The organism is Streptomyces sp. NPDC053076 (assembly GCF_044546845.1).
Classification (GTDB): domain Bacteria; phylum Actinomycetota; class Actinomycetes; order Streptomycetales; family Streptomycetaceae; genus Streptomyces.
The window spans coordinates 454,935-480,900 of record NZ_JBITZL010000006.1 but is presented as its reverse complement, the minus strand read 5'-3'; the positions used below and the strand labels follow the sequence as shown (position 1 = coordinate 480,900).

The following is a 25,966-nucleotide window of genomic DNA, read 5'->3' as shown; positions in this document are numbered from 1 at the left end:
CGCAGTACGCGGACGTCGGCCGTCAGGCCCAGAGGGTGACCTCGAGTTTCGCCAGACCGGAGGGCGGAGCGGTGATGACCTTGAAGTACACGGTGCGGCCCTCGGTCGTGGTCAGGCAGAAACGGCCGCCGCGGGTCGCCGGCAAGGTGTAGGTGCCGTTGCGCTCCACGCTCTGGGCGCACTCGTCGGCCGTCGGAGCGGCACCCGAGCCGGCCAGCGGGGCGAGTGTCGCATGGGAGTCCGGCACGAACAGGTCCGGAACACCCCCGGTCGTCGCGTTGATGATGAGGTCCGCGCCCTTGAGGGTGGAGTTCGCCACCGCGATCGGTTCGGACGTGTCGAACTCGATGTACGACCCCGAGTTGGTCGTGTCGGCCTCGATGACCTTGGGCCCGAACGCCGGCTTCGCCGCCCGGGCGCTCTCCCCGGGCTGCTCCGCCGGCTGGACGGCGGACTGGGTGGCGTCGGTGGAGCGGGACGCGGCGGACGACCGGGTGGGCGCCGGCGTCGCGCCCTTGTCGTCCGACGAACCCGGCCGGCTCACCAGGACCGTGACGATGATCCCCACCAGCGGGATCACGATCCCGACGACCCACCAGGCCCAGCGAGGCTGGTGCGGATGGTGCGGCTGGTGCGGCTGCTGTGGTCCCGGCGGCGACCCCGTGAACGCGCCGTTGTCCGCGGACATGTGCTCCCCCGACTTCCCCGGTCCTCGCCCTCGATGCGGGGATCACGATAGCCACACCCGCGAGCCTGCACGCCAACTCACCCGGCCCCCGGGCCCCCCGACGCCGTCCGCCGCGGACAAGGGCCCCACGTCCTCTGTCATGACGCCCACGGCGAGTTGCCACACTTCCCCCACAATCCGCCGATCGCCGCCCCCTCGCGCCGGCGCCTCCCGCCAAGGACACTCGTATCCCAGTGGAGTTGCCGCCGGAGGGGGACGGGACATGCGGGACGACCATCGGGCGGAGGCCGAGCGGCTGCTGGTGCGGGCCGTGGAGGAGGAGGTACGGCGTTCGGACGGGCGGATCGACGGTCAGCTGCTGCTGTCGCGGGCGCGCGGTGCGCTGGAGGCGATGTCCGGCGCGGCCGGTGAGGAGTACGAGGCGTATACCCGCGCCCTGGACGAGACGGAGGCCGGGCGGCTGACCTTCGGCCAGCGCTACGCGCGCGCCGGCGCCGGAACGGCCCTGCTGGTGGCGGCCGTTGCCGCCGTGGCCGCTGCGGTGGCCGACCTCTCCCTCGGTACCGGCGCCGGACCGGCCGTCGGCGCGGGCGTCACCGCGGCGGCGGTGGGCGCCGCCGCCACGGTGGTGAAGGTGGCCGGTGCGCATCTGCCCGCCGCCCACCACCGCGCGGGCGCGGCCGGCCAGCCGGGCGGCCCTGAGCAACTGCGGCTTCAGTGGCTGACGGCACTGGAGGTACGGGGCATCCGGCCGTTCCTCGACCAGCAGCGGGTGCTCAGCTCCTCGACGGGCGCGAAGAAGAACGGCGGCCCGGCGCTGCGCGGCACGGACAAGAGCGCGGCGGCCCGCCGGCGATCGGTGCTGGAGCAGTCGTTCGGTCATCTTCCGCAGGCCGGCGGCCCGTTCGCGGGCCGCCGGGCGGAGCTGGGCCGGATCAGACAGTGGGCGCAGGCCGCCCGGGCGGCCACCGAGACCCGGCCGACGGTGGTCGTGCTGCACGGCGAGCCCGGCTCCGGCCGGACCACGCTCGCGGTGCGCGCGGCGCACGAGCTGCGGGACCACTTCCGGGGCGCGGTGGTGGTGGACCTGCGCGGCGGCAGCCGGGAGGAGGCGCCGCTGGCCACCCGGGACGCCCTGCTGCACTTGCTGAACCGGCTGGGCGCACCGCGGGAACAGCTGCTGTTCCGGGAGCGCTCCTCCCCCGACCAGCAGGTCAAACGGCTCGGCGAGCTGTACCACCGGCATCTGACCGGTCTGCCGGTGACGATCGTGCTGGACGACGCCTCGGACCCGGAACAGGTACGCGCCCTGGTCCCGGAGCGCTCCGACAGCCTGGTGCTGGTGACGAGCCGTACGGCCCTCGAACTGCCCGCCGGCCTTCAGGCGTGGGTGCACGAGCTGCCGGTGCGGGCGCTGGACGCGGCGGGCGCCGAGGAGTTGCTGGCCGCGGCGGCCGAGGACGCGTCGGGGCCGTGCGACGCCGACTCCGCCGGCCAGGTCGGCCAGTTGTGCGGGGGGCTGCCGCTGGCACTGCGGATCGCGGGCTCGGCGCTGGGCCCGCGCTCACCGCGGCAGCTGGCCACGGACCTGGGCGCGTACGGCCCGGTGGAGCCGGTGGAGCGGGCGCTGTGGCTGCGCTACACCGACCAGCCGGAGCCCACGCGCCGGCTGGTGCGCAGGCTCGCCCTGGCGGGCCGGGCCTCGCTGGGCGCGGCGGCGGCGGCCGCGCTGCTCGCCACCGACGAGGCGGAGGCCACCCGGCACCTGGTGACGCTCGCCCGGGCCGGACTGATCGACCATGTGCGCGGCAACCGCTACCGGCTGCACGATCTGGTGCGGGCCTTCGCGCACGCGCGGCTGCTGGACGAGGAGGACCCCGCGGAGCGCGCGGCGGCGCAGGAACGGCTGATCGTGAACTACGCGGAGCTCGCCGACTCGGTGCTGCGCCTGGTCGACGGGAACATGTCGACGAGGTCGCACCAGTTCGGCTCGCACGGCTTCCCCTCGCTCGACGAGGCGCTGCGCTGGCTGGACGACGAGTCGAGCTTCATCACGGCGACCCTGCGGCACGCGGAGGGCGTGAACCAGGCACCGGTGCTGAACCTGCTCGGCGCGCTGTGCGACTACTGCCTGCTGCGCGGCGACCTGTACCGGCTCGGTGAGATCAGTGAGCTGGCGCAGTCGGTGGACCAGGGGCTGCTGGTGCGCTCGGTGCAGTGGCGTACCGGTATCGCGGCCCGGCAGCTGGGCGAGCTGGACAAGGCGCGCGCCACGCTCGCCTCGGTCGTGGACCTGTACCGGGAGGCCCATCACGACGCGGGTGCGGCTCGCGCGCTGTGCTCCCTCGGGATCACGCTGCACCACCAGGGCAACCTCGTGGAGGCGGCGGCCAGGCTCCAGGAGGCGCTGGATCTTCAGGCGGCGCCAGAGCTGGCGACGGACCGGGCGTGGACGATGCACGCGCTGGCGGCGGTCCAGCGGGACCGGGCCCGGCTGGCTCAGGCACAGGACCTGCTGGACAGCTCCCTGGTGCTGCACCGCGAGGGCGGCTCGGTGCACGGCGAGGCGTGGGCGCACTTCCAGCTGGGCCAGCTGGCGCTGCGGCTGGGGGACGTGCCGCGCGCGGAGACGGAGCTGCGGGCCGCCCTGGAGCGGTACGGCCGGACCCAGGACGCCCGCGGGGAGGCGTGGGCGCTGACCCAGCTGGCCCGGGCCCGGCTGGTGGCCGGCGAGCCGTCCGCCGCCGTGGACGGCCTGCGCCAGGCGGTCGCCCGGCACCGGGACAACGAGGACGCGCGCGGTGAGGCGTGGACGCTGTACCACCTGGGGCAGGCGCTGGAGGAGGCCGGTGAGCTGGATCAGGCGGTGCGCGATCTGGAGCGGTCCCGGACGATGTTCTCCCGGATGCGGGACGTGTACGGCCTGGCCTGCGCCCGGCACCATTCGGCGCGGGTGACCCGGGACCAGCGGGCCGCGCAGACCGGCTCGCTGCGCAACTCCGGGTTCGCCCGTCAGCTGCTGGTGGACGCGCGCGCCGACTTCCAGCGGATCGGCGTCGCCCACGGCGAGGCGTGGACCTGCCTGGAGCTGGCCGTGGTGGACGCGGGCAACGCCCGGACCCAGCAGGCGCTGGGACTGTGCGACGAGGCGCTCACCCTGTTCACGTCCTACGGCGACCGGCGCGGCGAGGACTGGGCCCGCTTCCTGCGCTGCACCCTGCTGCCGTACGCGGCGCCGGGCGGGGTGGAGGTGGGCACGGCGGTCGCCCAGGAGGAGCTGGCCCAGCTGGCCCGCGCCACGCATCCGCTGCGGGACGAGAAGCTGGGCGACTACGCCTCGGCGTACGCCCTGCTGCTGGAGCGGGGTGTCCGGCTGGAGGACGGCTGGCAGGCGTGGCGGCTGCGCATGACTCCGGACCGCCACGCCCGGGAGGTGATGGGGGTGGCGGTACCGGCGGGGCGGTGACCTTCGGGTCAGCCCCGCTCTGCGGTGGAGTCGGCCTTCTCCCCGGCCGGCTCCCCTTCGGCGGCCGGGGACTCCTTGAAGTCGACCTTCCGCATGTGCTTGCTCATCGACTTCATCAGGCCCCACACGGCCAGGGCCATCACCGCGAAGACGATGAAGCCGAGGACGCCGGGGGTGACCTTGTTCTCGTCCACCTCCTTGGCGAGGGGGACGAGATGCGTCACTGCCAGGCTCACGCTTGCGCTCATGTCAGGCATTGTCCCGGATGCCCGCGAAGAGGTCGTCCTCGGGGATGGAGGTGTCGACGAGAGACTTCGCCAGCTCGTACTCCTCGGTCGGCCAGACCTCCCTCTGGAGCTCCAGCGGCACCTTGAACCAGCCGCCGTCCGGGTCGATCTGCGTGGCGTGGGCGATCAGCGCCTTGTCACGGATCTCGAAGAAGTCCGCGCACGGCACGTGCGTGGTGAGCGTGCGCTCCGAGCGCTCGATCTCGTCCCACCGCTTGAGCCAGTCCCCGTACGGCGACTCCAGGCCGCGGTCGAGCATCGCCTGGTGCAGCGCCTCGGTGCGGGGGCGGTTGAAGCCCTGGTTGTAGTAGAGCTTCAGCGGCTGGTAGGCGGGCCCGAACTCGGCCTCCGGGTACTTCTGGGGGTCCGCCGCGCCCTCGAACGCCACCATGGAGATCTTGTGGGTCATGATGTGGTCGGGGTGCGGGTAGCCGCCGTTCTCGTCGTAGGTGGTGATCACCTGCGGGCGGAAGGAACGGATCTTGCGCACCAGCTCACCGGCGGCCTTGTCGACGTCCTCCAGGGCGAAGCAGCCCTCCGGCAGCGGCGGCAGCGGGTCGCCCTCGGGCAGGCCGGAGTCGACGAAGCCGAGCCACTCCTGCTCGACGCCGAGGATCTCGCGGGCCTCGTCCATCTCCTTCTTGCGCACCTCGTGGATGTGCTCCTCGATGTACGCGTCACCCTGGAGCTTGGGATTGAGGATGGACCCGCGCTCTCCGCCGGTGCAGGTCACCACCAGCACGTCCACCCCCTCGGACACGTACTTCGCCATGGTGGCCGCGCCCTTGCTCGACTCGTCGTCGGGGTGCGCGTGAACGGCCATCAGTCGCAACTGGTCAGTCAAGACTCAATCCTCGGTAAGTCGGCGCCCCGGGTTCGTGGGGCAATCAATGATGGCGTCCCGGAGGGACGGCGTTGAGGGGTGGCGGTCGAGCGGCGGACGAACGCTTCTATAGTGACCGAATCGGGGGACGAATAATTCCGCGGAGAGGACGATCATGAGTACCGCGAGCACGCGGCTGCCCGAGGGCCGCTACGGCCGCCCCTCGGAGGAGCGCGCCGACCGCAAGCTCAAGATCGCCGGCTCGGTGCTGGGCGCGGTGCTGCTCGCACTGATCGGCTACTTCGCCTACCACTATGTCGTGCAGAACGAGATCAGCGCCGAGGTCATCGCCTTCCAGGCCACCGACGACGCGGTCAAGGTCCATCTGGAGGTCCGCAAGGACGCCGGCGCCTCCGGGTACTGCACCCTGCGGTCCCAGTCGGCCGACGGCGCCGAGGTGGGCCGGGCCGACTTCCGCTTCTCCGGCTCGGCCACGCGGATCGACAGGGTCGTCACGCTCCGTACGACCGCGGAGGGGACGACGGCGCAGCTGCTGGGCTGTCACGCCGGCTGACGGCCGGCGGACACTCTCCGGCTTCACCCGGAATCTGCAGGCCCCGACCTGCGTTGATGTGATTCTGATGGCTTATGTCCTCCCCCTTCCGCTCGTGAATTGTTAGGCTCGTGGTTTCGCCCATCCATGAGGGAACATGCTTCTGGGTAGGGCGATGCTTTGTATTCCCAGTACCGACGAGGAGCACCCTGTGACCCAGACCAGCGAGAACGTCACCTGGCTGACCCAGGAGGCGTACAACAAGCTCAAGGACGAGCTTGCGTACCTTACTGGTCCTGCGCGCACGGAGATCGCCGCCAAGATCGCGGCCGCGCGCGAGGAGGGCGACCTGCGCGAGAACGGCGGCTACCACGCGGCCAAGGAGGAGCAGGGCAAGCAGGAGCTGCGTGTGCGCCAGCTGACCCAGCTCCTCGAGAACGCCAAGGTCGGCGAGGCGCCGGCCGCGGACGGCGCCGTCGCGCCGGGCATGGTCGTCACGATCGCCTTCGACGGTGACGAGGACGACACGATGACGTTCCTGCTCGCCTCGCGCGAGTACGCGAGCGCCGACATCGAGACGTACTCACCGCAGTCCCCGCTCGGCACGGGTGTCATGGGGCACAAGGTCGGCGAGGACGCGGAGTACGAACTGCCGAACGGAAAGAAGGCGTCCGTGCGGATCCTGAAGGCCGAGCCCTACACGGCCTGAGCCCTTCCCGGTTCGCTTCCGGCCCCCGGCAGCCCCTTGGGGCGCCGGGGGCTTGGTCATGCCCGTGAGGCGGCGGGCGGGCCGGTTCCCCCGCCGCCGGGCGCTCGCCGGGGGTGGACGCGCATCACGAGGACGAACGGACGGTGACGGCGCGCGCCCGGCGCGGTGCGCCGGGCCGGGCGGAGGCGCCGGGCCGGGCGGAGGTCAGTCGATGACCGTGTAACCGGCGTCCCGCAGAGCCTGGACGACCTCGACGCAGTGCGCCGGGCCCTTCGTCTCCAGGTGCAGCTCCACCTCTGCCTCGGTGAACCCGAGCCGGGGATCGGTACGGACATGACTCACGTCGAGGACGTTGGCGTCGACCTCCGGCAACACCCCGAGGAGTGTGGCGAGCGCGCCCGGCCGGTCCGTCAGCCGCAGCCGGACAGCCAGGTAGCGGCCCTGCGCGGCCATGCCGTGCCGCAGCACGCGCTGCATCAGCACCGGGTCGACGTTGCCGCCGGAGAGCACCGCGACGACCGGGCCCTCGAAGGCGTCCGGCGCGGCCAGCAGCGCGGCGACCGGGCTCGCCCCGGCCGGCTCGACCACCAGCTTGGCCCGCTCCAGGCAGAGCAGCAGCGCCGCCGACAGCTGGTCCTCGCTGACCGTGCGGACCTCGTCGACCAGCTCGCCGACGATCCCGAACGGCACCATGCCCGGCCGCCCCACCTTGATGCCGTCGGCCATCGTCGCCGGGTTCCGCAGCGACACCGGGTGCCCGGCGGCCAGCGAGGGCGGATAGCAGGCGGCCCCCTCCGCCTGCACGCCGACGATCCGGACCTCCGGACGGATCGCCTTCACCGCCACCGCGATACCGGCCGCGAGCCCGCCGCCGCCCATGCCGACGACGATCGTGCGCACCTCCGGGCACTGCTCCAGGATCTCCAGGCCGACCGTGCCCTGGCCGGCGATGACGTCCGGGTGGTCGAAGGGGTGGATGAACACGGCGCCGGTCTCGGCCGCGTACTCCTGGGCGGCGGCCAGCGTCTCGTCGACCACCTGGCCGTGCAGGCGCACGTCGGCGCCGTAGTCCCGGGTCGCACTGATCTTCGGCAGCGGCGCGCCCTTCGGCATGAACACCGTCGAGTGCACGCCCAGCAGCGACGAGGCCAGCGCCACGCCCTGCGCGTGGTTGCCGGCGCTCGCGGCCACCACACCGGCCGCCCGCTCCTCCGGCAGCAGCCCGGCGATCCGCACATAGGCGCCGCGCAGCTTGAACGAGCCGGTCCGCTGGAGGTTCTCGCACTTCAGCTGCACCGGCGCGCCGATCAGCTGGGACAGGTGCCGGCTGCCCTCCATCGCCGTCACCCGTGCGACGCCCGAGAGCATCTTCTGGGCGCCGCGCACGTCGTCGAGGGTCACGGAACGCAAGGGGTCGGCCGTGCGGTAGCTCATGACTCCAGCATCGCAGTTCACGTTTGCGCACGATGGGTGTGACCAAGCAGCGAGACCGGTTTGCGCAGCGCCGGTACGGTCCGGCGCCCGGCCGCGTACCCTGTCCCCCAACCCAGCAGCCTTTGATGAAGCGAGCCTCCGGCCATGCCCACAACACCTGAAATGTCGATGGACATGACGACCGTCGGTGACACCGGTCTTCTCGACACCCTCCAGCACGAGGTGGCGGTGTTCGCCCGCCGTGCCGAACAGACCCGGCTCGGCGGCGTGGGCCAGGTGCGCAACTCCATGGACCGCGCCGCGTACCTGCTGCTCAACCGCCTCGACAAGGAAGGCCCGATGGGCGTCAAGGCGCTCGCCGCGAGCATGGGGATCGACTCCTCCACGGTCACCCGGCAGGTGGCGCCCCTGGTCGACACCGGGCTCGTCAAGCGCACCTCGCACCCCGAGGACGGGCGCGCGGTGGTGCTCCAGCTGTCCCCGCGCGGCGCCGCCCGGCTGGAGGAGGTGCGCTCGTCCAGGCGTCAGCTCATGGCCGAGCTGACACACGAGTGGGCGCCGGAGGAGCGCGAGCAGTTCTGCACGCTCCTCACCCGCTTCAATCGCGCGCTCTCCGCGCGGATGACGGTGCAGGGCGTTCCGGCGGCGGAGCAGCCGCCGGCCTCCTGAGCCGGGGCACCGCACAGGAGGGCCACGGAGTCTTGACCCCGGGCCGCCGCTGGCCTCATATGAGACCGGGTCCGGGACAGGGCCCCGGCACGGGGAGGCGTGGTGCGTGATCGGCAGCTGGCCCGCGGTGCCCGCCGGGTCCGGGAGTTCGAGGCGTTCGTCGCCGGCGCGGCGGGGCGCCTGCTGCACGCGGCCACGCTGCTCACCGCGGAGGCGCCGGACGCCAACCCGCGCGCGCGACGCCTGCTGACGCTCGCCCTCGCCCACACCTACGCCCGCTGGGACCGGTTGCGCGGCGAGGACCCCTACGACTGCGCCCGCCAGTACCTCGCCACCCGCTTCGCGCGCAGCGCCTGGCACCGGTACGGCGCTCTCGGTCGCGCCCGGCCGGATCCGCGCAGTCCGCTCGCCGCGCTCTCGCCGCGGGAACGGCTGGTCCTCGTCCTGCGGCTGTACGACGGTGTGGCCGAGGAGCAGGCGGCGGCCCTGCTGGGCCTGCCCGCGGAACGCGTCCACAGCATCTGCGACCGCGCGACGGCGACCGTGCTGCATCCCGCCCCGCAGACGCCCCCACCGCCCATGAGCGGAAGGGTGGCACCGTCATGAGGCACACCGGCACGTCCCCCCGCCCACCCGGCCGCCCCGCGCGCGAAGGCCACACCACCAAGAGGCGCACCGGCGGACCCTCCCCGCTGCCCCGCCCCGCGCGCGGTCGGTGGGAGATCGGCGCCGTGGTCCGGGCGGGCGGGGGTCGGCCTCGGAGGCCGTGGTGAAGCGGGGCGAGCGGGAGGACGCCGTGCGACGGATCATGGAGCGGGCCGTGGCGCCGGTGCCTCCTGAGCTGTGCTCCGGCGCGGTGCGCCGCGGGGACCGTCTGCTGCGCCGGCGGCGGTTCGTCCGCCGGGTGCTGTGGCTGCTGGCGTGCGCGGCGGTCGTCGCGTTCGCCGTGTGGGCGGTCGGCGCCCAGCCGTGGGTGGAGCCGCCCTCGCAGACGACTCCACCGATCACCGGCTGGTGAGCCCGGCCGAGCCGACTGCTAGCCGAGGGCCTGCTTGAGGTCCTCCAGCAGGTCGTCGACGTTCTCGATGCCGACCGACAGGCGCACCAGGTCGGCCGGGACCTCCAGCAGGGAGCCGGCCACGGAGGCGTGCGTCATCCGGCCGGGGTGCTCGATGAGGGACTCGACTCCGCCGAGGGACTCGCCGAGGGTGAAGATCTTGGCGCGGTTGCACACCTCGATCGCGGCCTCCTCGCCGCCCTCGACCCGGAACGACACCATGCCGCCGAACGCCTTCATCTGCTTGACGGCGACGTCGTGGCCGGGGTGGTCGGGCAGCCCGGGGTAGCTGACGCTGGTCACGCGCGCGTGCCGGGTCAGCATGTCGGCGATCTTCGTGGCGTTCTCGCTGTGCCGGTCCATGCGCACCGCGAGGGTCTTGGTCCCGCGCAGCACCAGCCAGGAGTCGAAGGGCCCGGCGACGGCGCCCATCGCGTTCTGGTGGTAGGCCAGTTCCTCGCCGAGTGCCGGGTCGTTGACGATCAGCGCGCCGCCGACCACGTCCGAGTGACCGCCCATGTACTTGGTCAGGGAGTGGACGACGACGTCCGCGCCGAGCGACAGCGGCTGCTGCAGGTAGGGCGTGGCGAAGGTGTTGTCGACGACGAGCCTCGCGCCCGCGTCATGGGCGACCTGGGCGACGGCGGCGATGTCGGTGATGCCGAGCAGCGGGTTGGAAGGGGTCTCCACCCAGACGGCCTTGGTCCTCGAGGTGATCGCGGCCCGGACGGCGGCCGGGTCACTGGTGTCGGCGACCGACCACTCCACCCCCCAGCGGGTGGCGACCTTGGCGAAGAGCCGGAAGGTACCGCCGTAGGCGTCGTTCGGGATCACCACGTGGTCGCCGGGGGTGAGCAGCGTACGCAGCAGTGTGTCCTCGGCCGCCAGGCCGGACGCGAAGGCGAGGCCGCGGCGACCGCCCTCCAGCGCGGCGAGGTTCTCCTCCAGGGCGGTGCGGGTCGGGTTGGCGCTACGGCTGTACTCGTAGCCGCCGCGGAGCCCGCCGACGCCGTCCTGCTTGTAGGTCGAGACCTGGTAGATCGGCGGGACGACCGCGCCGGTGACGGGATCCGCGGTGTTGCCCGCGTGGATCGCGAGGGTCTCGAAGTGTTCGCTGATATGCCTGTCGCTCATGTGCACCGAGCGTAATGCGCCCGGCAGGTTCCTGACGTCCGCGATGAGCCACTCGTCATGACGTCCGTGATGAGCCACTCGTCTGGTCCGCGCCCCCGCCCGGCACGGTCCGCGATCCGCCCCAGAGGGCCCGCGACCCGGCGCACATGATCCGGGATCCGCCCCGCACGGTCCGCGATCCGCCCCACACGACCCGAGATCCCGCCCCGCGTGTTCCGCGACCGCTCCTCGTGTTCCGTGATCTGGACCGTGCTCTCCTGCCCTGCTCCCCCTGCTCCGACTCGTCCCGCGGTCCGCTGTCATGCTCCGATCGGGAGTTGTCCACAGGTCGGGGGCGGGGTTCGCCAATTGTCGGCGGCGTCTGGTTCGCTTGACGCATGGCGATTCTCTGGCTGCTGATGGCGCTGCTCATGCTGAGCTTCGTCCTGCTCCCCGTCCTGCGGCGCAGGCGCGGCGGGATCGAGCAGGTCCCTCCCGGACATCCGGACGCCGCCGACCCGGCGGCCTACGGCTTCGTGCGCCAGGAGGAGCTGGACGTGCGTCTGCCCGGCCCGGACCAGGACCTGCTGGAGGTCCTGGAACTGGTGCAGCGCACCCAGGACTACCGGGCCGCCGCCCAGTTGCTGGCCGGCACGGAGTCGGGGGGCGAGCTGCGCTGGCAGCGGGTGCAGGCATTCGCCGGCGCCGCCGCGCTGGAGCTCCAGCAGCGGCCCGGCGGGGTGCACGAGACGCCCGGCGGCCAGTGGCTGCGGGTGTGGCGGGCCGAGCAGCCCAAGGACGCGGGCGGCGCCGCCGTCCACGCGGAGTTCCTGGTGCAGCAGGCATGGCGGACGGCCACGCCGGGCACGGACGACTTCCGGATCATCATGGAGGAGGCCCGGACGGCCTGCGGGCAGGCGGCCCTGCTGGCTCCCGGCGACCCGGTTCCGTATGTCATAGAGCTGTCCATCGCGCGCGGACTGGCCTACTCGCAGGCCGAGTACGAACAGGTGTGGCTGAAGATCCTCGACCGCGCCCCGCATCACATGGGCGCGCATCTGGCCGCGCTGCACTACTGGTGCGAGAAGTGGCACGGCTCGCGCGAGCAGGCGTACTCCTTCGCCGAGGCCGCCGCGGCCCGCGCCCCGCAGGGCTCGTTGCTCGCCGCGCTCCCCCTGTTCGCGGTGTTCGAGCACCTCCCGGAGGTGAACCTGGTCGCGAGTTTCTACCAGAGCGAGGTCGTCACCAAGGCGATCCACGGCGCCCTGCACGCGGTGCACGCCACGGACCGAGACGACCCGACACTGCCGCACGTCCGGCATCTGCTGATCTCCTTCCTGGTGTGCGCGGAGCGCTGGGCAGAGGCCATGGACCAGCTGATACACGTCGACGGGCACGTCGGTGCGCTGCCGTGGACCCTGTCCGCCGACCCGGCCGCCGCCTTCGCCCTCCACCGCGCGCTGGCGGTGGCCGGTTACGAGGCCAACGGCGGCAGCCCGGCCACCCTGCCCGGCTGACCCGGCCGGCTGACCCGGGCAGGGTGGCCGGGCTGCCCGGCTGGTCCGGCAGCCGGCGGATCACTCGCCGGGCACCGGAACAGCGCCCGGACGGCACCCGTCGCCGCCCCCACGCGGCCCGCGGGCACCACTGCGTCCCAGCCGTCCCAGCCCCGGCACTCCCGCCTTTACGCCGCGCTCACATTGCCCTTCTGACCTGCGATAGGGCATACTCCGGCATCCCCCCACACCGCACGACACGCACCGACCGGCCACCGGCCCAGTGCCCCGTCGCGCCCCTTTTTCCACTGCTTTGTCATGTCCTTTTCCTGAGGTCCTGTGGGGGGATCTGCCCAATGGGCGCTACTCTGCGCGCGCTGCGCGCCCTCGTCCTGCTGCTCGGCTTCTATCTGCTGAGCCTCGTCCTGCTCGCCGCGCTGGTCGGCGTTGATGTCCTGGTGTTCAGCTGGGGACACGGCGCGCTCACGCTGAAGGTCGGCATCATCACGGTGCTGCTGGCCGCTCCCGTCGTCAGCGGCATGTTCATGCTGCGCACACCCAAGGGTGAGGACCCGCACGGCATCCTGGTCACCGACGCCGACGAGCCGCGGCTGTGGGCGCTGGTCCGGGAGCTGGCCGCGGCGTCCGGCACCCGCGCCCCCGCCCGGATCCTGCTGACCGGCGAGGTCAACGCGTCCGTCAGCGAGAATCCGCGGCTGCTCGGTCTGCTGCCCGGCCGACGCACCCTCGCGCTCGGCATCCCGCTGCTGATCGGCCTGACCGAGGCCCAGGTGCGGTCCGTGCTCGCCCATGAGTTCGGGCACTTCACCGGCGGTGACACCCGGCTGTCCGCGCTCGTCGTGCGCGGACGCGTGCAGATCGCCCGGGTCATCGGCCAGTTCCACGAAAGGGCCGACGGCAAGGTGGCGGCCGACCGGGCCCGGCAGGAGAGGGCGTCCGCCAAGCGGGTCGCCAAGGGCAAGAAGGCCAAGCAGGTCGACACCGCCGGCGTCGGGGCGACGTACCGGACGATGGCGCGGATCTACACCGCGTACGGCAAGCTCTACCTGCGCGCCTCCCTCTCCACCGCGCGCGGCCAGGAGTACGCGGCCGACCTGGCCGCCGCCCGGATCGCCGGCCGCGACGCGACCGCGTCGGCGCTGCGCGAGATCCCGGTCCTGTCCGCCTCCCACGACTTCTACCTGGACTCCTACGCCACCCTGGGCCTACAGGCGCGGATGCTGCCGCCGCGCGGCGAGTTCTTCGGCGGCTTCGGCCGGCTGCTGACCGCCCGGGAACCAGAGGTGGCGGGGCTCCGCTCGGAGCTGCCGGAGGAGCCGGCCGGGCCGTACGACTCGCATCCGCCGATCGCCGAGCGCGTACGCCGGATCGAGGCGCTGCCCACCGACGGACGCGCCGACGAGGCCAAGGAGGCGGCGCTGGCCCTGCTCACCGACCCGGCGCGCACCCTGGCCGCACTGGAGGACGCCGTCCTCATCGACGAGCTGCTCACCTACCCGCGCGCCGCCGGCTGGCAGGATCTGCTGGACGCCTCGATGGCCGCGGGCCTGTCGACCGCGCAGACCCCGCTGCACAAGGCGCTGGCCGAGTACACCGGGCAGCCGGCGACGCTGTCCGCACTGCTGGGCGTCATCGACGACGGCCGGCTGTGGCGGGTGGCGGAGCGACTGCCCCTGACGCAGGAGGCGACGGCCGCGAAGGGGCGGGCGTTCCGCGAGTTCGTACGGCCCGCGCTCCAGCGCTCGCTGCGCACGATGGTGCTGGCCGAGTTCAGCTCCCGTTCGCTGCTGCACTGGGAGTTCTCCTGGACCCGCCCGGCGTCGGTGCGGCTGCCCGGCTGGGGTTCGCAGACGGCGGACGACAGCCCCGAGGCCGTGCTGGAGGCGGCCCTGGAGGCGGCGGTCGCCGACCACCCCGACACCGAGCCGCTGCGCGCCCTGCTGCCGCCGGCGATCCAGAACGTCTGACACCCCCCACGGAAATGAACGGACCGACTCGATGACCGTCTTCTTCTGGATCCTCGGCATCCTGGCCGTCCCCACGGCGATCTTCGTGCTGTGGCTGGTCTGGGTGTTCGTGAGGGAGCTGTTCAACCCCAGCCCCGACGACGGCACGAAGGCCGCTCGGGCCGCGGAGGAGCTCGGCCTGCTGCCCGCCGAACGGCAGGACACCGAGCTCGCGGGGCCCCTGCCGCAGGAGTGGGTCACGGCGCTCGCCGCGGTGCGCGGCGGTGACTGGATGCCGGGTGCCGAGCTGCTCGCGGCGATCGGCCGGGACTGGGACCGCCGGTCCGCGTTCACCGCTCTGCTGGCCGAGATCGCGACCGAGGAGGACACCTGGCTGCTGGAGTGGGAGGCCGCACGGCGCGACGACCCGGACGCGGCCGTGGTCCGGGCGCGCAGCACGGTGTTCCTGGCCTGGGCGATACGGGGCGGCAAGCAGGCGCAGCACACCACCCGGGAGCAGTTCGACGGCTTCCACCGCACCCTGGCCACCGCCCGTGAGGAGATCGCGAAGGCGGCGGAGCTGAACCCCGACGACCCGACTCCGTTCATCGCGGAGATCTGGGTGGCGCTGGGCCTCGGCTACGCGAACGCCGAGATGGACAAGCTGTGGGCGGAGCTCACCGGCCGCGCCCCGCACCACTACGAGGCGCACTACGCGGCGCTCCAGTACTGGTGCGCGAAGTGGCGGGGTTCGGAGCGCCTCGCGGTCGAGTTCGCCGAGCGGGCGGCGGCCGACGCGCCGCTGGGCAGCCTGCTGACGGTGCTGCCGCTCGTCGCACACTTCGAGCACGACGACTCGGACACCACCGCGGCCGACAACACCCCGGAGATGGTGGCCCGGGTCGACGCGGCCCTCAAGGACGCGGCGGCGGCCGACCCGTCCCACCCGCGCCTGCCGGAGCTGCGCCACCTGCTGGCGTTCTATCTGCACCTGCAGGACCGCAACGAGGCGGCGCTGGAGCAGTTCAAGCTGGTCGACGGGTATGTGGACGCGCTGCCGTGGCGCTACCGGAACGACAAGGCCGGGTACTACTGCCAGGTCCGCGACGCGGTGGCGCAAGCGGTGGCGGAGGCCGAGGCGGCGAAGGGCTGACGGAACGGGTCCGCGGGAGGTTGTGCGGGCTGCCGGCGCCGGCGGGGCGGCCCCGTACACGACCGTGAGGTCCCCTGAGCGCTAAATCCGGCGACGGCGCCGGTGCCCGCCCCGTAGATTCGCCCCGCACGTGGACAGGGATCGAAGGGGAGGGCATGGGCAGTCGTACGTTCCTGATCGGTGGTGGCTGGGACCGCGCCGAGGTGTACGAACCGTTCCTGCGGGAGGTGCGCGGCGAGCGGCGGGTCGGGTGTCTGATCCTCGACGAGGGTGACGGGGCCGCGCAGTTCGAGCGGTACTCGGCGGCGCTGCGGAAGGCCGGCCCGTCCTGCACGCCGGTGCCCCTGCTGGTGCCGCTCGGCGGTCGGTTCGCGCCCGAGACGGCGCTGGACGGGATCGACGGGCTGCTGGTGTGCGGTGGGCTCACCCCCGCGTATCAGGAGGCGCTCGCCGGCTGCCTGGAGCGGCTGCCCCGGCTGCTGGCCGAGCGCGAGGTGCCGTACGCGGGTTTCTCCGCCGGTGCCGCCGTCGCCGCTCGGCGGGCCGTGGTCGGCGGGTGGCTGGTGGACGGGGTCCCGGTGTGCCCTGAGGAGAGCGGGGAGGACCTGTCGGAGGTCGAGGTACGGGCGGGCCTCGGGCTGGTGCCGTTCGCGGTCGACGTGCACGCGGCCCAGTGGGGGACGCTGGCCCGGCTGGTCGCGGCGGTCGGCCGGGGAGACGTGCCGTACGGGGTCGCCGTGGACGAGAACACGCTCCTCGTGGTGGGGGACGGCGAGGCCCGGGTGGCCGGCGCCGGGCGGGCCCATGTCGTACGACCGCAGCCCCCGGGAACCGTGACCGTACGGTCATACACCCCCGGCGAACGCTGGCCCACCCCCTGACCCCGCGCCCCACAAGGCAAACACGGGGCCGCAACTACGCCCCCAAGGAACGCGGGGAACCGCGCCCCACAAGGAACGCGGGGAACCGCGCCCCACAAGGGGCGCGGGGAACTGCGCGAGCAACCACAACGCACCCACAACCGGAACGCGACCGCAACCGGACACGGCCGAACCCCCACACCCCCACAACCCGCCCCCGACCACAGCGCCCCACAAGGGGCGCGGGGAACTGCGCGAGCAACCACAACGCACCCACAGCCGGAACGCGACCGCAACCGGGAGACACAACGCAACCGGAACCCGGCCGCGCGGCCGTCGATCAGATCGTGGCGGTGTCGATCACGAAGCGGTAGCGGACGTCACTGGCCTGCACCCGCTCGTACGCCTCGTTGATCTGGTCCGCACGGATCAGCTCGATCTCCGCGCCCATCCCGTGCTCGGCGCAGAAGTCCAGCATCTCCTGGGTCTCGGCGATGCCACCGATGCCGGAGCTGCTCACACTGCGCCGGTGGCCGAACAGCGACTGGAGGACGATCTGCACCGGCTCCTCGGGCAGACCGACGTTCACCATGGTGCCGTCCGTACGCAGCATGCCGAGGTACGCGGAGAAGTCGAGCGGCGCCGAGACGGTGTTCAGGATGATGTCGAACGTGCCGGCCAGCTCCTCGAAGGTCTCCGGGTCGCTGGTGGCGTAGTAGTGGTCCGCACCCAGCCGCAGCCCGTCGTCCTTCTTGCGCAGGGACTGCGACAGGACGGTGACCTCGGCCCCCAACGCGTGCGCGATCTTGACTCCCACGTGGCCGAGACCGCCCAGGCCGACGACGGCGACCTTCTTGCCGGGGCCGGCGTTCCAGTGCTTCAGGGGCGAGTAGGTGGTGATGCCCGCGCACAGCAGCGGCGCGGCCTCGTCCAGCGACAGCCCCTCGGGAATGCGCACGACGTAGTTCTCGTCGACGACGATCTTCTCCGAGTAACCGCCGTAGGTGGGCTCGCCGTCCTTGCCGGTGTCGTTGTAGGTCCAGGTGGGGCCGCCCTTGAGGCAGTACTGCTCCAGGCCGGCCCGGCAGTTGTCGCACTCGCGGCAGGAGTCGACCATGCAGCCGACGCCCACCCGGTCACCGACGGCGAACCTGGTCACGCCGGAGCCGACCTCGGAGACGACACCCGCGATCTCGTGGCCCGGGACCATGGGGAAGATGCCGGGGCGCCAGCCGTCCTGGGCCTGGTGGATGTCGGAGTGGCAGATACCGGCGAACTTGATGTCTATCAGGACGTCGAATTCGCCGACCGCTCGCCGCTCGATGGTGGTCCGCTCCAGCGGTGCCTTCGGTGCGGGCGCGGCGTAAGCAGCAACAGTGGTCATGCCGGGGTTCTCCTAGCGGAAGTCCTCGTGCCCGGTTGCCTTCCGACGGGCACGTACCCAGCGTGCATCCGATCCGCGTGCGCCACCCAGTCCACGGGTTTGCGTACGACCGCTGTGCCTACCACCAGCGAGGTCAGGCTCCTGGGCGTACGACCGGGAATACTGGACCCATGAACAGCAGGGACGAGCAAGCGGGCGCGGCAGCCGCCACCGGCCGGCCCCTGGACCGGCGGGCGGAGCTGAGCGAGTTCCTGCGGAGCCGGCGGGCCCGGCTGAAGCCCGAGGACGTGGGGCTGGCCTCCTTCGGACGGCACCGCCGGGTGCCGGGGCTGCGCCGCGAGGAGCTGGCGCAGCTGGCCGGGGTGTCGGTGGCGTACTACACCCGGCTCGAGCAGGGCAACGGCCGGAACGTGTCGGCGGAGGTGCTGGACTCGATCGCCCGGGCCCTGCGGCTCACGGACGCCGAGCACGCGCACCTCACCCACCTGGCCAAGCCGAAGGCGCACAAGAAGAAGGCGGGGGCACCGCAGCAGCAGGTGCGGCCGGCGCTGCGGCAGCTGCTGGCGGTCCTGGACGGCGTACCGGCGTACATCGTGGGCCGCCGCGCGGAGATCCTCGCCTGGAACCGGGCGGCGGCGGCCCTCTTCGGCGACTGGGCGGAGCTGGCCCCGGCCGAGCGGAACTGGGCGCGGCTGGTGTTCCTCCGGCCGGACTACCGCGACCTGTTCGTCGACTGGGAGCAGAAGGCGATCGACATCGTCTGCGCGCTGCGCATGGACGCGGGCTGCTTTCCCGACGACCCGCGCCTGTCCGCCCTGGTGGGTGAACTCTCCGTCAAGAGCGACGAGTTCCGCCGCCTGTGGGCGACCCATGACGTCAAGGAGAAGAGCCACGGCATCAAGCGCCTGCACCATCCGCTGGTCGGCGATCTCTCGCTGAACTTCGAGAGCTTCCGTCTCGCGGGCGACTCCGACCAGTCCCTGATCACGTACCACGCGGAACCGGGCTCCCCCTCGGCGGAGTCCCTGCGCCTGCTGGCCAGCTGGGGGACGGACGCGACCCACGCGGGGGCGGGCAGTTCGGCGCCGTCGCGCTGACGGAGCCGAGTGGATCTTCGCTGCCCCTTCGCCCCAGTACGGGCCGGGCGCCGCGATGCGACGAACGCGCCGATCACGCCCCAGTACGGGCCGGGCGCCGCGACGTGCCGAACGCGCCGATCACCCCTGGTACGGCGGCATCGCCCCCCAGTTCCACTTCGGCGCCGGCTGCTCCGCCGGCGGCTTGGCGTCCGGCGACGAGAAGTACACGGCCAGGCGTGTGCCCCATTCCACGTACGCCAGGAACGCCGAGCGGAACTCCGCGTCCTTCGGGAGGCCCGCGTCGTCCGCCGCGTCCTGGATGAGGTTGACCCAGCGTCGGCGCTGGGGCTCGGTGATGTGCTTGCCGAAGTGTTTGGCGACCATGTGGCCGTGGCCGCCCTGGGTTTCGGAGTACGTCGTCGGGCCGCCGAAGACCTCGCCGAGCCAGAGGGCGACGTGAGCGGTGTGTTCGGGAGCCAGGTCCGCGAAGAGGGGGGCCAGGAGGTCGTCCTTCAGGACCTTGTCGTAGAAGGTCTCGGTCAGCCGGGAGAACGCCTCCGCGCCGCCCGCCCAGTCGTACAGGGAGGGGACGGCGGCCCCTCTGCCGTGCACACCGGTCGGCCGGTAGTGGCGCATCTCCTCGATGTTCTCGACGTACGGGCGGATCTCCGCGAAGAACGGCGGAAAGAGCTCCGACGTGCGAAAGCCCTCCAGGTGCTCCTGCGTGGACGTCCAGGTGATCCGCAGGATGTAGGACTCGGGCGCCTCCTCACAGCACGTCAGTTCGTAGTCGACGCACTGCGGGGCCGCGGCCAGCCGGGCTGCCGCGCGGGTGTAGGCGGACAAGAACTCCGCCGACTGCTGCTCGGGGATGCGGTAACGGATGTACTCGATCGTGTGAGCCGTCATGCGCCCACACAAACACGAACGCTCCACCGGAGGCATCAACTCCGGCGGGCTGCCCGCTCAGCGCTCAGCGAACGACTCAGCCGGCACGTGCCCCGTTCCGCGAGCCTTGCGCACATCCTCACAACAGCGCTCGAAGGACCCGTCGGTGTTCGGCATCCGGTCCCCGGGCCGAACCGGATCCCACGGCATCCGCCGCTCCCCGCGCTCGATGTCCGCCGAGGTACGTCCTGCCGTAGCCGCTCCCCCAACGGACGGCCCGCCGGAAGCTGACGCTTCCGGCGGGCCGCTTGTCACCGGTTACCGGTCCACTCGGCTACCGACGGCTCACTTGCCGTAGTACGCGTTGTAGATCGTGATCTGTGACGTGTTGCCCTTCTTGTCGGTGATCTTGGCGCGGAACGAGACGGCCTTGTTCTTCGCCGGGTTCTTCACGGTGATCTTGCCGCCCCGGACGTCGACCTTCGTGAAGTTCCTGCCGTCGTAGGAGACGTAGACGGCGAGGGACTTCAGGTTGCCGCCCGCGGCCGAGCCCTCCACGGTGACCGGGAAGGTGACCTTCCGGCCGGCCGCGACCCGGCTGTCCAGGCCGGTCGTGGCGCCGAAGCGCAGGGCGGAGGCCGGCAGCTGGGTGATGTCGGTCGACGGCTTCTTGGAGCGGAACGTCCAGGCCGCGTCGACCCGGGTCGACGCCTCGGCCACCTTCGCGGACCGCTTGACCGAGGTGGTCAGCCGGTACGCCGCGTCACCGGCCGGGACCTTGAAGGTCTTGTCGCCGAACAGCGGGTCGTCGTTGGAGCCGACCTTGGTGCCGTTGCGGTACAGGGTGGTGTTCACCGAGGTGAGGTCCGAGTACCCGGCGTTCTTGGCGGAGTCGGCGAGCAGCGGCAGCGAACCGAAGATCTCGTTGCCGTTCCGGAAGAGGCCGAAGCCCCCGCCGACGTGCGGCCCGAAGACCGCGGTGTTGACGGTCCTGGTGTAGGTCCGGCCGGCCTTGAAGGTGAACTGGCCGAGCTCGTAGCCGGCGTCGGAGACCGGGAAGCCGTCCTGGTCCACCCCGCCGTCCTGAGTGAACTCCAGCCCCCACTGCACGCCGCCCGTGGCGGACAGGTGCAGGGTGCGGGTGCCGGGCAGGGTCTGCGGGATGCCGATGGAGGAGGCACCGGAGCTGCCGGGCAGCCAGCCCATCGCGTCGAGGGCGCCCTTCTTGCCGTGCGCCGCCGCGCCCATGCGGACCTTCACCGTGGCCAGGTCGGCCGCCTTGTAGTGCTTGGTGTAGCCGGTGGCGAGCTGCTTGACCGCGCCGCCGGAGGTGACGTCGTACTGCTCGCTCGCCCCCTTGGTCCAGTGGCCGTCCCACTGCTGCCACAGCGTCCCGGCGGGCAGCTGCGGGCCCAGGTGCGCGGTGCGGAAGTTCTTGTACGTGTCCAGGAACCAGCCGTAGCCGTACTGGCCGTCGCCGACCGTGACGTCGAAGCCGGGCGAGGCGAACTGGGACTTCAGACCCGAGGCCGGGACGGTGATGTCGACCGGCTTGGCCTTGCGCGCGTCGATGGTGATCGTCTGCTTCTTGCCGATGACCAGCTTCGGCTGCGCGATCCAGTCGATGCCCTTGGTGGCGTCCTCGGGGTCGCCGTAGATCGCGGTGTTGAGGATGTACGTGCCCTTGGGCGCGCGCGCCTTCACCGTGCCGGACTTGTCGTAGGGAGTCAGCCAGACGCCGCCCGCCAGGCCGGCCACGCCGGAGAGGTCGGCGCCGTAGTACGGGGCCGGCTTGCCGTCACGGCCGACGAACTTCAGCGTGACGTCGTACGACTCCACCTCCCGCTGCACCGCGGCGGCCGTGCGGACCGTCTGGCCGCCGCCCGTCGCCGTCACGTACGCGGAGTAGGCACCGTCGACCGTGCCGCCCAGCTTGGTGTCGACGGTGAAGCCGACCGCGGCCTGGCCGTGCGCCGGGACGGTCACCTTCGTCGCGGCGAGCTTGAAGAAGCCCGACGGGGCCGCCGCGCCCTTGGGGTTGACGGCGGTGCTGCCCAGGGTGAGCGTGACGTCCTTGTCGCCGAGGTTGCGGTACGTCAGCTGCTTGGTGACCGCCTTGTCGTCGGTGTGCGGCCACTGCTGCACACCGAAGCTCACCGACCCCGGGTCGGCGACGATCGACTGCTTGATGGCCTTGTCGACCTGGATCCGGCCCGAACCCTGCTGGAACGGGGTGTACTTGCCGCCCTTGGCGGAGCCGGTCAGCGCGCCCTTGAGCTCGGCGTAGCCCCAGTCGGGGTGCTCCTGCTTCAGGATGGCGGCGGCACCCGCGACGTGCGGGGTGGCCATCGACGTGCCGGAGATGGTGAGGTAGCCGTCGGGCTTCTCGCCGACCTCCTGGTCGATGACGCTGCCCTTGGCCGCGGCGGCGGTGATGTCCACGCCCGGCGCGGTGACGTCCGGCTTGATGGCGCCGTCGCCGACGCGCGGGCCGGTGGAGGAGAAGTCGGCGAGCTTGTCCTTGTCGTCGACGGCGCCGACGGTGAGCGCGGCGTCCGCGCTGCCCGGCGAACCGATCGACTGGGGGCCGTCGTTGCCCGCGGCGATCGCGAACAGGACGCCCTTCTCGGCGGAGAGCTTGTTGACCTCGGCCTCGAGCGGGTCGACCTCGGGAGTGTCGTAGCCGCCGAGGCTGAGGTTGATGACGTCGGCGCCCTGTGCGGCGGCCCACTCCATACCGGCGAGGATGCCGGAGTCGTCACCGGAGCCGGTGTCGTCCAGGACCTTGCCGTTGAGGAGCTTGGCGTCCGGGGCCACACCCTTGAACTTGCCGCCCGACTTGGCACCCGTGCCCGCCACGATGGAGGCGACGTGCGTGCCGTGACCGAAGTGGTCGGTGGCGTCGGCGGCGGGGGTGAAGTTCTTGGACTCGACCACCTGGTCCTTGAGGTCCGGGTGGGTGGTGTCCACACCGGTGTCCAGGACGGCGACCTTCACGCCCTTGCCGGTGTAGCCGGCCTTCCAGGCGACGGGGGCGCCGATCTGCGGCACGGACTTGTCGAGGCTGGCCTTGCGGACGCCGTCGAGCCAGACGTGCGCGATGCCGGAGGCGGTCCGGTCGCCGTCGGTGACGGCGTCCCACAGCTCGGCGGTGTCCTTGACCGGGGCCTGCACGGCGTCCGCGTTGAGCGCCTTCAGGCTGCGGAGCAGGGTGCCGGCGTCCCGGACGTCGGCCTTGGCGTCCGTGGCGGCGCCGCGGTAGCCGACGATGACCTTCAGGCCGTTCTTCTGGGCCTTGCGGGTGGCGGCCTTGTTCAGTTCGGTGACGTCGAACAGGCGCTGGTCCAGCGTGCCGGAGGCGACCAGGTGGGCCGCGTCGGCGGGTATGACCAGCGTGTGCCCGGCGGTCTTGCGGACCTGGAAGGGTATGTGCGCGCGCCCCTCGGCCCGTTCGAGGCCGACGATGCGGCCCTTGGCGTCGAGGGCGATGCGGTCGCCGGTGATCAGGGTGACGTGGTGCTTGGCGGTGAGTGCGGAGGCAGCCGCCGGGGCGGGTGCGGGTTTCGCCGACGCCGGGCTGGTCATACCCGCCGCGAGGGCGACCGCTGCGGCGGTGGCCACTCCGGCCGCAGCTGCTCTTTTCACTTGTCTGCGCAAGTTCTCCCCCTGGAGATGGTGTTCCGGGTGAATTCCCCACTCACCCGGCGGGGGGGGAGGGACTCGCACAGATGCACGCCGACCGGCCCCCCGGTTCACGAAGTATGCCGGGGGGTGATCACGTGCCTCAATAGGTGAGAGGACGGTGAGGCAACGCGGCCGAAAACCGTTACGCACCGGCGTGGACACCGTCGCGGAACGGCGAAGTGGCTCATGCGTACGGGGCGTTGTGCGCCGTCAGACGCCGGCGTTCTCCTTCACCGTGATCCTTCCCTTGCGCAGAGTGGCCACTCGGGGGGCCGTCTTCGCCAGTGCGGAGTCGTGGGTGACCATGATGAAGGTCAGCCCGTGCTCCTTCCACAGGCGTTCGAGTACGTCCATGATCTCGTCCCGCATGCCCTCCCCCGCGCCCCTTTCGGTCTGACAGGGAACCGGAGACGGTCTTGGCGAGGTCGGCGGAGGTGGTGACCGTCGTGCCCGAGACGTTCTTCTGGATGGCGCTCTTGACGCTGCCGATCTGCTGGGCGGCGTCGGTGGAGGCCGGGGCCGCCTCGGTGACCGTCATGTCCGTGCCCACGGTAGGGACGGACCGTGACGGCACCATAAGGCCGGCATAAGAGAAGGATGAGAAGGCTGCGGCCCGGCCTCCGGCACCCCGGGGCGCGGGTCCGTAAAACACCGGTGCCGCCCCGTAGAAGCCGGGCCGCCCCGTAAAACGCCGGTGCCGCCCCCGGAAGGGGCGGCACCGAACGGACGATGAGGGGACGTCAGGCGGCCGAACCGGCCTTCCACTGCGCCCAGTCCATGTTCCAGCCGTTGAGGCCGTTGTCCGGCGAGACGGTCTTGTCACCGGTGTGCTGGACGACCACGACGTCACCGATCAGGGTGTGGTTGAAGAACCACGCGGCCGGCATGTCCGGGTCGCCGGCGCCCTTCTTGTCCTGCAGGCCGACGCAGCCGTGGCTGGTGTTGGCGCTGCCGAAGACGGACGGGGCGCCCCAGTAGTTGCCGTGGATGAAGGTGCCGGAGCCGGTCAGACGCATGGCGTGCGGGACGTCCTTGATGTCGTACTCGCCCTTGCCGTCGTCGTCGGTGAAACCGACCGTCGCGCCGTTCATGCGGGTCTGCTTGAACTTCTCGGAGATCACCATCTGGCCCTCGTACGTCTTGTTGTCGGGGGACCCGGCGGAGATCGGGATGGTCTTGACGACCTTTCCGTCCTGCGTGATCTTCATCTGCTTGGTCTTCGCGTCGACGTACGAGACCTGGTTGCGGCCGATGTGGAAGGTGACCGTCTTCTGCTGGACGCCGTAGACGCCGCTGGCGCCCTCGACGCCGTCCAGCGCCAGCTTCAGCGTGACGGTGGAGCCTTCCTTCCAGTACTCCTCCGGGCGGCAGTCCATGCGGTTGGCGCTGAACCAGTGGCAGGCGACCTCCTGGCCGCTGCTGGTGCTGACCGTGATGCCCTTCTGCACGGCGGCCTTGTCGGCGATCGCCTTGTCGAAGTTGATCGACACCGGCATGCCGACCCCGACCGTGGCGCCGTTGTCCGGGGTGAAGGTGCCGATGAAGCTGTTGGCCGGGGAGACGGTGGTGAAGGAGGCGTTCTCGTGGGCTATCAGGCCCTCCGAGTCCTTGGCCTCCGCGGCGACCCTGTAGGTGGTCGAGCGCTCCAGCTGGGCGGTGGGCTTCCAGCTCTTCTTGTCGGCGGACACCTGACCGGCGACGGACTTGCCGTCCTGGGTGGTCATGGTGACGCCCGTGAGCGTGCCCTTGCTCACCGTGACGGCCGCGGAGTTGTTGATCGACGCGTTGTCGGAGCCGTCCTGTGGCGTGATCCTGATCTGCGCCGCGGACGACTTCTTGGCCGCCGCCGCGTCGGACTGGGCCTGCGAGGAGTCGCCACTGCCACCGCTCGCGGCGGCCTCTTCGCCGCCGGAACACCCCGTGAGCACCAGCACACCGCCGAGCAGGGCGGACGCAGTCATCAGACGCCTGCGCCGCTTGCTGTCCGTCATCACAAAGTTCTCCATCGTTGCCGAGTCGCGTTAACCCCGAGAGTCCCCCGCCACGAATCTTCAACGCTACGGCCGGTTCGTCCCGTTCCCCACCCCTTGCGCCTGTGGGGCATCCCACGTTCGCGGAAGCCGGTCCGCGTGCGGTGCGCGTGGTGCGGGGAATCCGTCCGTGCGCCCCCCTGGGACGACGAGACCCCGGACGGCCCTTGCCGTCCGGGGTCATGGGTGCCCTGGGACGCTCAGCCGATGCCGCCCTCTTCCTCGTCGTCCGCCCCATCTTCCTCGTCCAGGTCCCAGTCGGGCGAATCAGGGTCGTAGTCGGTCCGCTCGCTGGACCAGGACGCCTGCTGGAGCTCCACCCCGGGCACCTCGCTGACCAGGTCGAACGGATCCACCAGATAGGCCAGGGCCTCCGCGGTGTCTTCCGTCACAGCCGCCTCGGCCTGGGAACGCTCTTCCGCCGGCAGGTCCGGATCCGCGGTGAGCCTGCGCCGCGCGGCCTTGGTCACCGCGTCCTCGTCCTGCACTTCCAGCACGAGCTCCACCCGAAGCCGTACAAACCGTGATGTCTCTTCTGTGCTCATGGCGGGAGCGTACGACTGAAACCTCTCGTGACTTTCCTGTGACCCGCGCCTTTCACTAACATCGCCCCACACGGCCAATTC

The 25,966-nt window shown here is 71.8% G+C and carries 22 protein-coding genes and 1 pseudogene; 12 read left to right on the top strand and 11 right to left on the bottom strand.

From position 1 onward, the window contains the following. Positions 1-22: 22 nt before the first annotated feature. Positions 23-688: a hypothetical protein gene (locus ACIGYR_RS26160; RefSeq protein WP_399597306.1), complete on the bottom strand. Its 666-nt coding sequence runs from the start codon at positions 686-688 to the stop codon at positions 23-25. A gap of 262 nt (positions 689-950) precedes the next feature. Here ACIGYR_RS26160 and ACIGYR_RS26155 point away from each other — a divergent pair, with 262 nt between their 5' ends. Next, complete coding sequence (locus tag ACIGYR_RS26155) at positions 951-4,154, top strand: tetratricopeptide repeat protein (protein WP_399597303.1); 3,204 nt, start codon at positions 951-953, stop codon at positions 4,152-4,154. A gap of 8 nt (positions 4,155-4,162) precedes the next feature. Here the strand turns inward: ACIGYR_RS26155 and ACIGYR_RS26150 are convergent, their stop codons facing one another. Beyond that, positions 4,163-4,411, bottom strand: a complete 249-nt coding sequence (locus tag ACIGYR_RS26150) for a hypothetical protein (protein ID WP_399597300.1) — start codon at positions 4,409-4,411, stop codon at positions 4,163-4,165. Next, a complete protein-coding gene (gene mca, locus ACIGYR_RS26145) occupies positions 4,404-5,285 on the bottom strand; it encodes a mycothiol conjugate amidase Mca (protein WP_391840155.1) in 882 nt (293 codons plus the stop codon). Before mca ends, ACIGYR_RS26150 begins: the two co-directional genes overlap by 8 nt. A gap of 154 nt (positions 5,286-5,439) precedes the next feature. Between mca and ACIGYR_RS26140 the strand changes: the two genes are divergently transcribed. Then, a complete protein-coding gene (locus ACIGYR_RS26140) occupies positions 5,440-5,838 on the top strand; it encodes a DUF4307 domain-containing protein (RefSeq protein ID WP_391840153.1) in 399 nt (132 codons plus the stop codon). 190 nt (positions 5,839-6,028) lie between these two features. Continuing rightward, complete coding sequence (gene greA / locus ACIGYR_RS26135; protein ID WP_391840151.1) at positions 6,029-6,526, top strand: transcription elongation factor GreA; 498 nt, start codon at positions 6,029-6,031, stop codon at positions 6,524-6,526. Between the two features lie 204 nt (positions 6,527-6,730). Here the strand turns inward: greA and ilvA are convergent, their stop codons facing one another. Next, a complete protein-coding gene (ilvA, locus tag ACIGYR_RS26130; RefSeq protein ID WP_399597296.1) occupies positions 6,731-7,960 on the bottom strand; it encodes a threonine ammonia-lyase in 1,230 nt (409 codons plus the stop codon). Positions 7,961-8,122: 162 nt separating this feature from the next. Here ilvA and ACIGYR_RS26125 point away from each other — a divergent pair, with 162 nt between their 5' ends. The 3 genes from ACIGYR_RS26125 (at position 8,123) to ACIGYR_RS26115 (ending at position 9,647) form a co-directional block, all read left to right on the top strand. Further along, complete coding sequence (locus tag ACIGYR_RS26125; protein WP_391841010.1) at positions 8,123-8,629, top strand: MarR family winged helix-turn-helix transcriptional regulator; 507 nt, start codon at positions 8,123-8,125, stop codon at positions 8,627-8,629. A gap of 102 nt (positions 8,630-8,731) precedes the next feature. Further along, positions 8,732-9,235: a sigma factor-like helix-turn-helix DNA-binding protein gene (locus tag ACIGYR_RS26120; protein WP_399597293.1), complete on the top strand. Its 504-nt coding sequence runs from the start codon at positions 8,732-8,734 to the stop codon at positions 9,233-9,235. 163 nt (positions 9,236-9,398) lie between these two features. Further along, positions 9,399-9,647 (top strand): hypothetical protein, encoded by a 249-nt coding sequence (locus ACIGYR_RS26115; protein ID WP_391840145.1) that lies wholly within the window; start codon positions 9,399-9,401, stop codon positions 9,645-9,647. Positions 9,648-9,665: 18 nt separating this feature from the next. Here the strand turns inward: ACIGYR_RS26115 and ACIGYR_RS26110 are convergent, their stop codons facing one another. Next, the gene (locus tag ACIGYR_RS26110) at positions 9,666-10,820 is read right to left on the bottom strand and encodes a cystathionine gamma-synthase (RefSeq protein WP_391840144.1); all 1,155 of its coding nucleotides are present in this window, start codon (positions 10,818-10,820) and stop codon (positions 9,666-9,668) included. 377 nt (positions 10,821-11,197) lie between these two features. On the opposite strand from ACIGYR_RS26110, the gene ACIGYR_RS26105 reads away from it, so the two are divergent. From ACIGYR_RS26105 to ACIGYR_RS26090, 4 genes are all read left to right on the top strand, one after another. Further along, on the top strand, positions 11,198-12,316 hold the full coding sequence (locus ACIGYR_RS26105; protein ID WP_399597291.1) for a hypothetical protein: 1,119 nt from the start codon (positions 11,198-11,200) through the stop codon (positions 12,314-12,316). Between the two features lie 335 nt (positions 12,317-12,651). After that, positions 12,652-14,283, top strand: a complete 1,632-nt coding sequence (locus ACIGYR_RS26100) for a M48 family metallopeptidase (RefSeq protein WP_399597288.1) — start codon at positions 12,652-12,654, stop codon at positions 14,281-14,283. A gap of 31 nt (positions 14,284-14,314) precedes the next feature. Further along, a complete protein-coding gene (locus ACIGYR_RS26095) occupies positions 14,315-15,415 on the top strand; it encodes a hypothetical protein (protein WP_391840138.1) in 1,101 nt (366 codons plus the stop codon). A 155-nt stretch (positions 15,416-15,570) separates the two neighbouring features. Continuing rightward, positions 15,571-16,296, top strand: a complete 726-nt coding sequence (locus tag ACIGYR_RS26090) for a hypothetical protein (RefSeq protein WP_399597286.1) — start codon at positions 15,571-15,573, stop codon at positions 16,294-16,296. Positions 16,297-16,615: 319 nt separating this feature from the next. Here the strand turns inward: ACIGYR_RS26090 and ACIGYR_RS26085 are convergent, their stop codons facing one another. Beyond that, entirely contained in the window at positions 16,616-17,659 is a 1,044-nt protein-coding gene (locus tag ACIGYR_RS26085; RefSeq protein WP_399597284.1) for an NAD(P)-dependent alcohol dehydrogenase, read from the bottom strand. A gap of 170 nt (positions 17,660-17,829) precedes the next feature. On the opposite strand from ACIGYR_RS26085, the gene ACIGYR_RS26080 reads away from it, so the two are divergent. Continuing rightward, a complete protein-coding gene (locus tag ACIGYR_RS26080; RefSeq protein ID WP_391840132.1) occupies positions 17,830-18,756 on the top strand; it encodes a helix-turn-helix domain-containing protein in 927 nt (308 codons plus the stop codon). A gap of 120 nt (positions 18,757-18,876) precedes the next feature. Here ACIGYR_RS26080 and ACIGYR_RS26075 read toward each other — a convergent pair whose 3' ends face one another. From ACIGYR_RS26075 to ACIGYR_RS26065, 3 genes and pseudogenes are all read right to left on the bottom strand, one after another. After that, positions 18,877-19,647 (bottom strand): group II truncated hemoglobin, encoded by a 771-nt coding sequence (locus ACIGYR_RS26075; RefSeq protein WP_391840131.1) that lies wholly within the window; start codon positions 19,645-19,647, stop codon positions 18,877-18,879. Between the two features lie 324 nt (positions 19,648-19,971). Further along, entirely contained in the window at positions 19,972-23,211 is a 3,240-nt protein-coding gene (locus tag ACIGYR_RS26070; protein ID WP_399598613.1) for a S8 family peptidase, read from the bottom strand. Positions 23,212-23,520: 309 nt separating this feature from the next. Further along, a pseudogene (locus tag ACIGYR_RS26065) lies at positions 23,521-23,685 on the bottom strand (ABC transporter ATP-binding protein); the annotation flags it as partial. A 41-nt stretch (positions 23,686-23,726) separates the two neighbouring features. On the opposite strand from ACIGYR_RS26065, the gene ACIGYR_RS26060 reads away from it, so the two are divergent. Next, positions 23,727-23,900 carry a hypothetical protein gene (locus ACIGYR_RS26060; RefSeq protein ID WP_399598678.1) on the top strand — a complete coding sequence of 58 codons (174 nt, stop codon included), beginning with the start codon at positions 23,727-23,729 and terminating at the stop codon, positions 23,898-23,900. Positions 23,901-24,050: 150 nt separating this feature from the next. Here the strand turns inward: ACIGYR_RS26060 and ACIGYR_RS26055 are convergent, their stop codons facing one another. Continuing rightward, complete coding sequence (locus ACIGYR_RS26055) at positions 24,051-25,301, bottom strand: Ig-like domain-containing protein (RefSeq protein ID WP_399597280.1); 1,251 nt, start codon at positions 25,299-25,301, stop codon at positions 24,051-24,053. 239 nt (positions 25,302-25,540) lie between these two features. Then, positions 25,541-25,885 (bottom strand): hypothetical protein, encoded by a 345-nt coding sequence (locus tag ACIGYR_RS26050; protein ID WP_399597277.1) that lies wholly within the window; start codon positions 25,883-25,885, stop codon positions 25,541-25,543. Positions 25,886-25,966 lie beyond the last annotated feature (81 nt).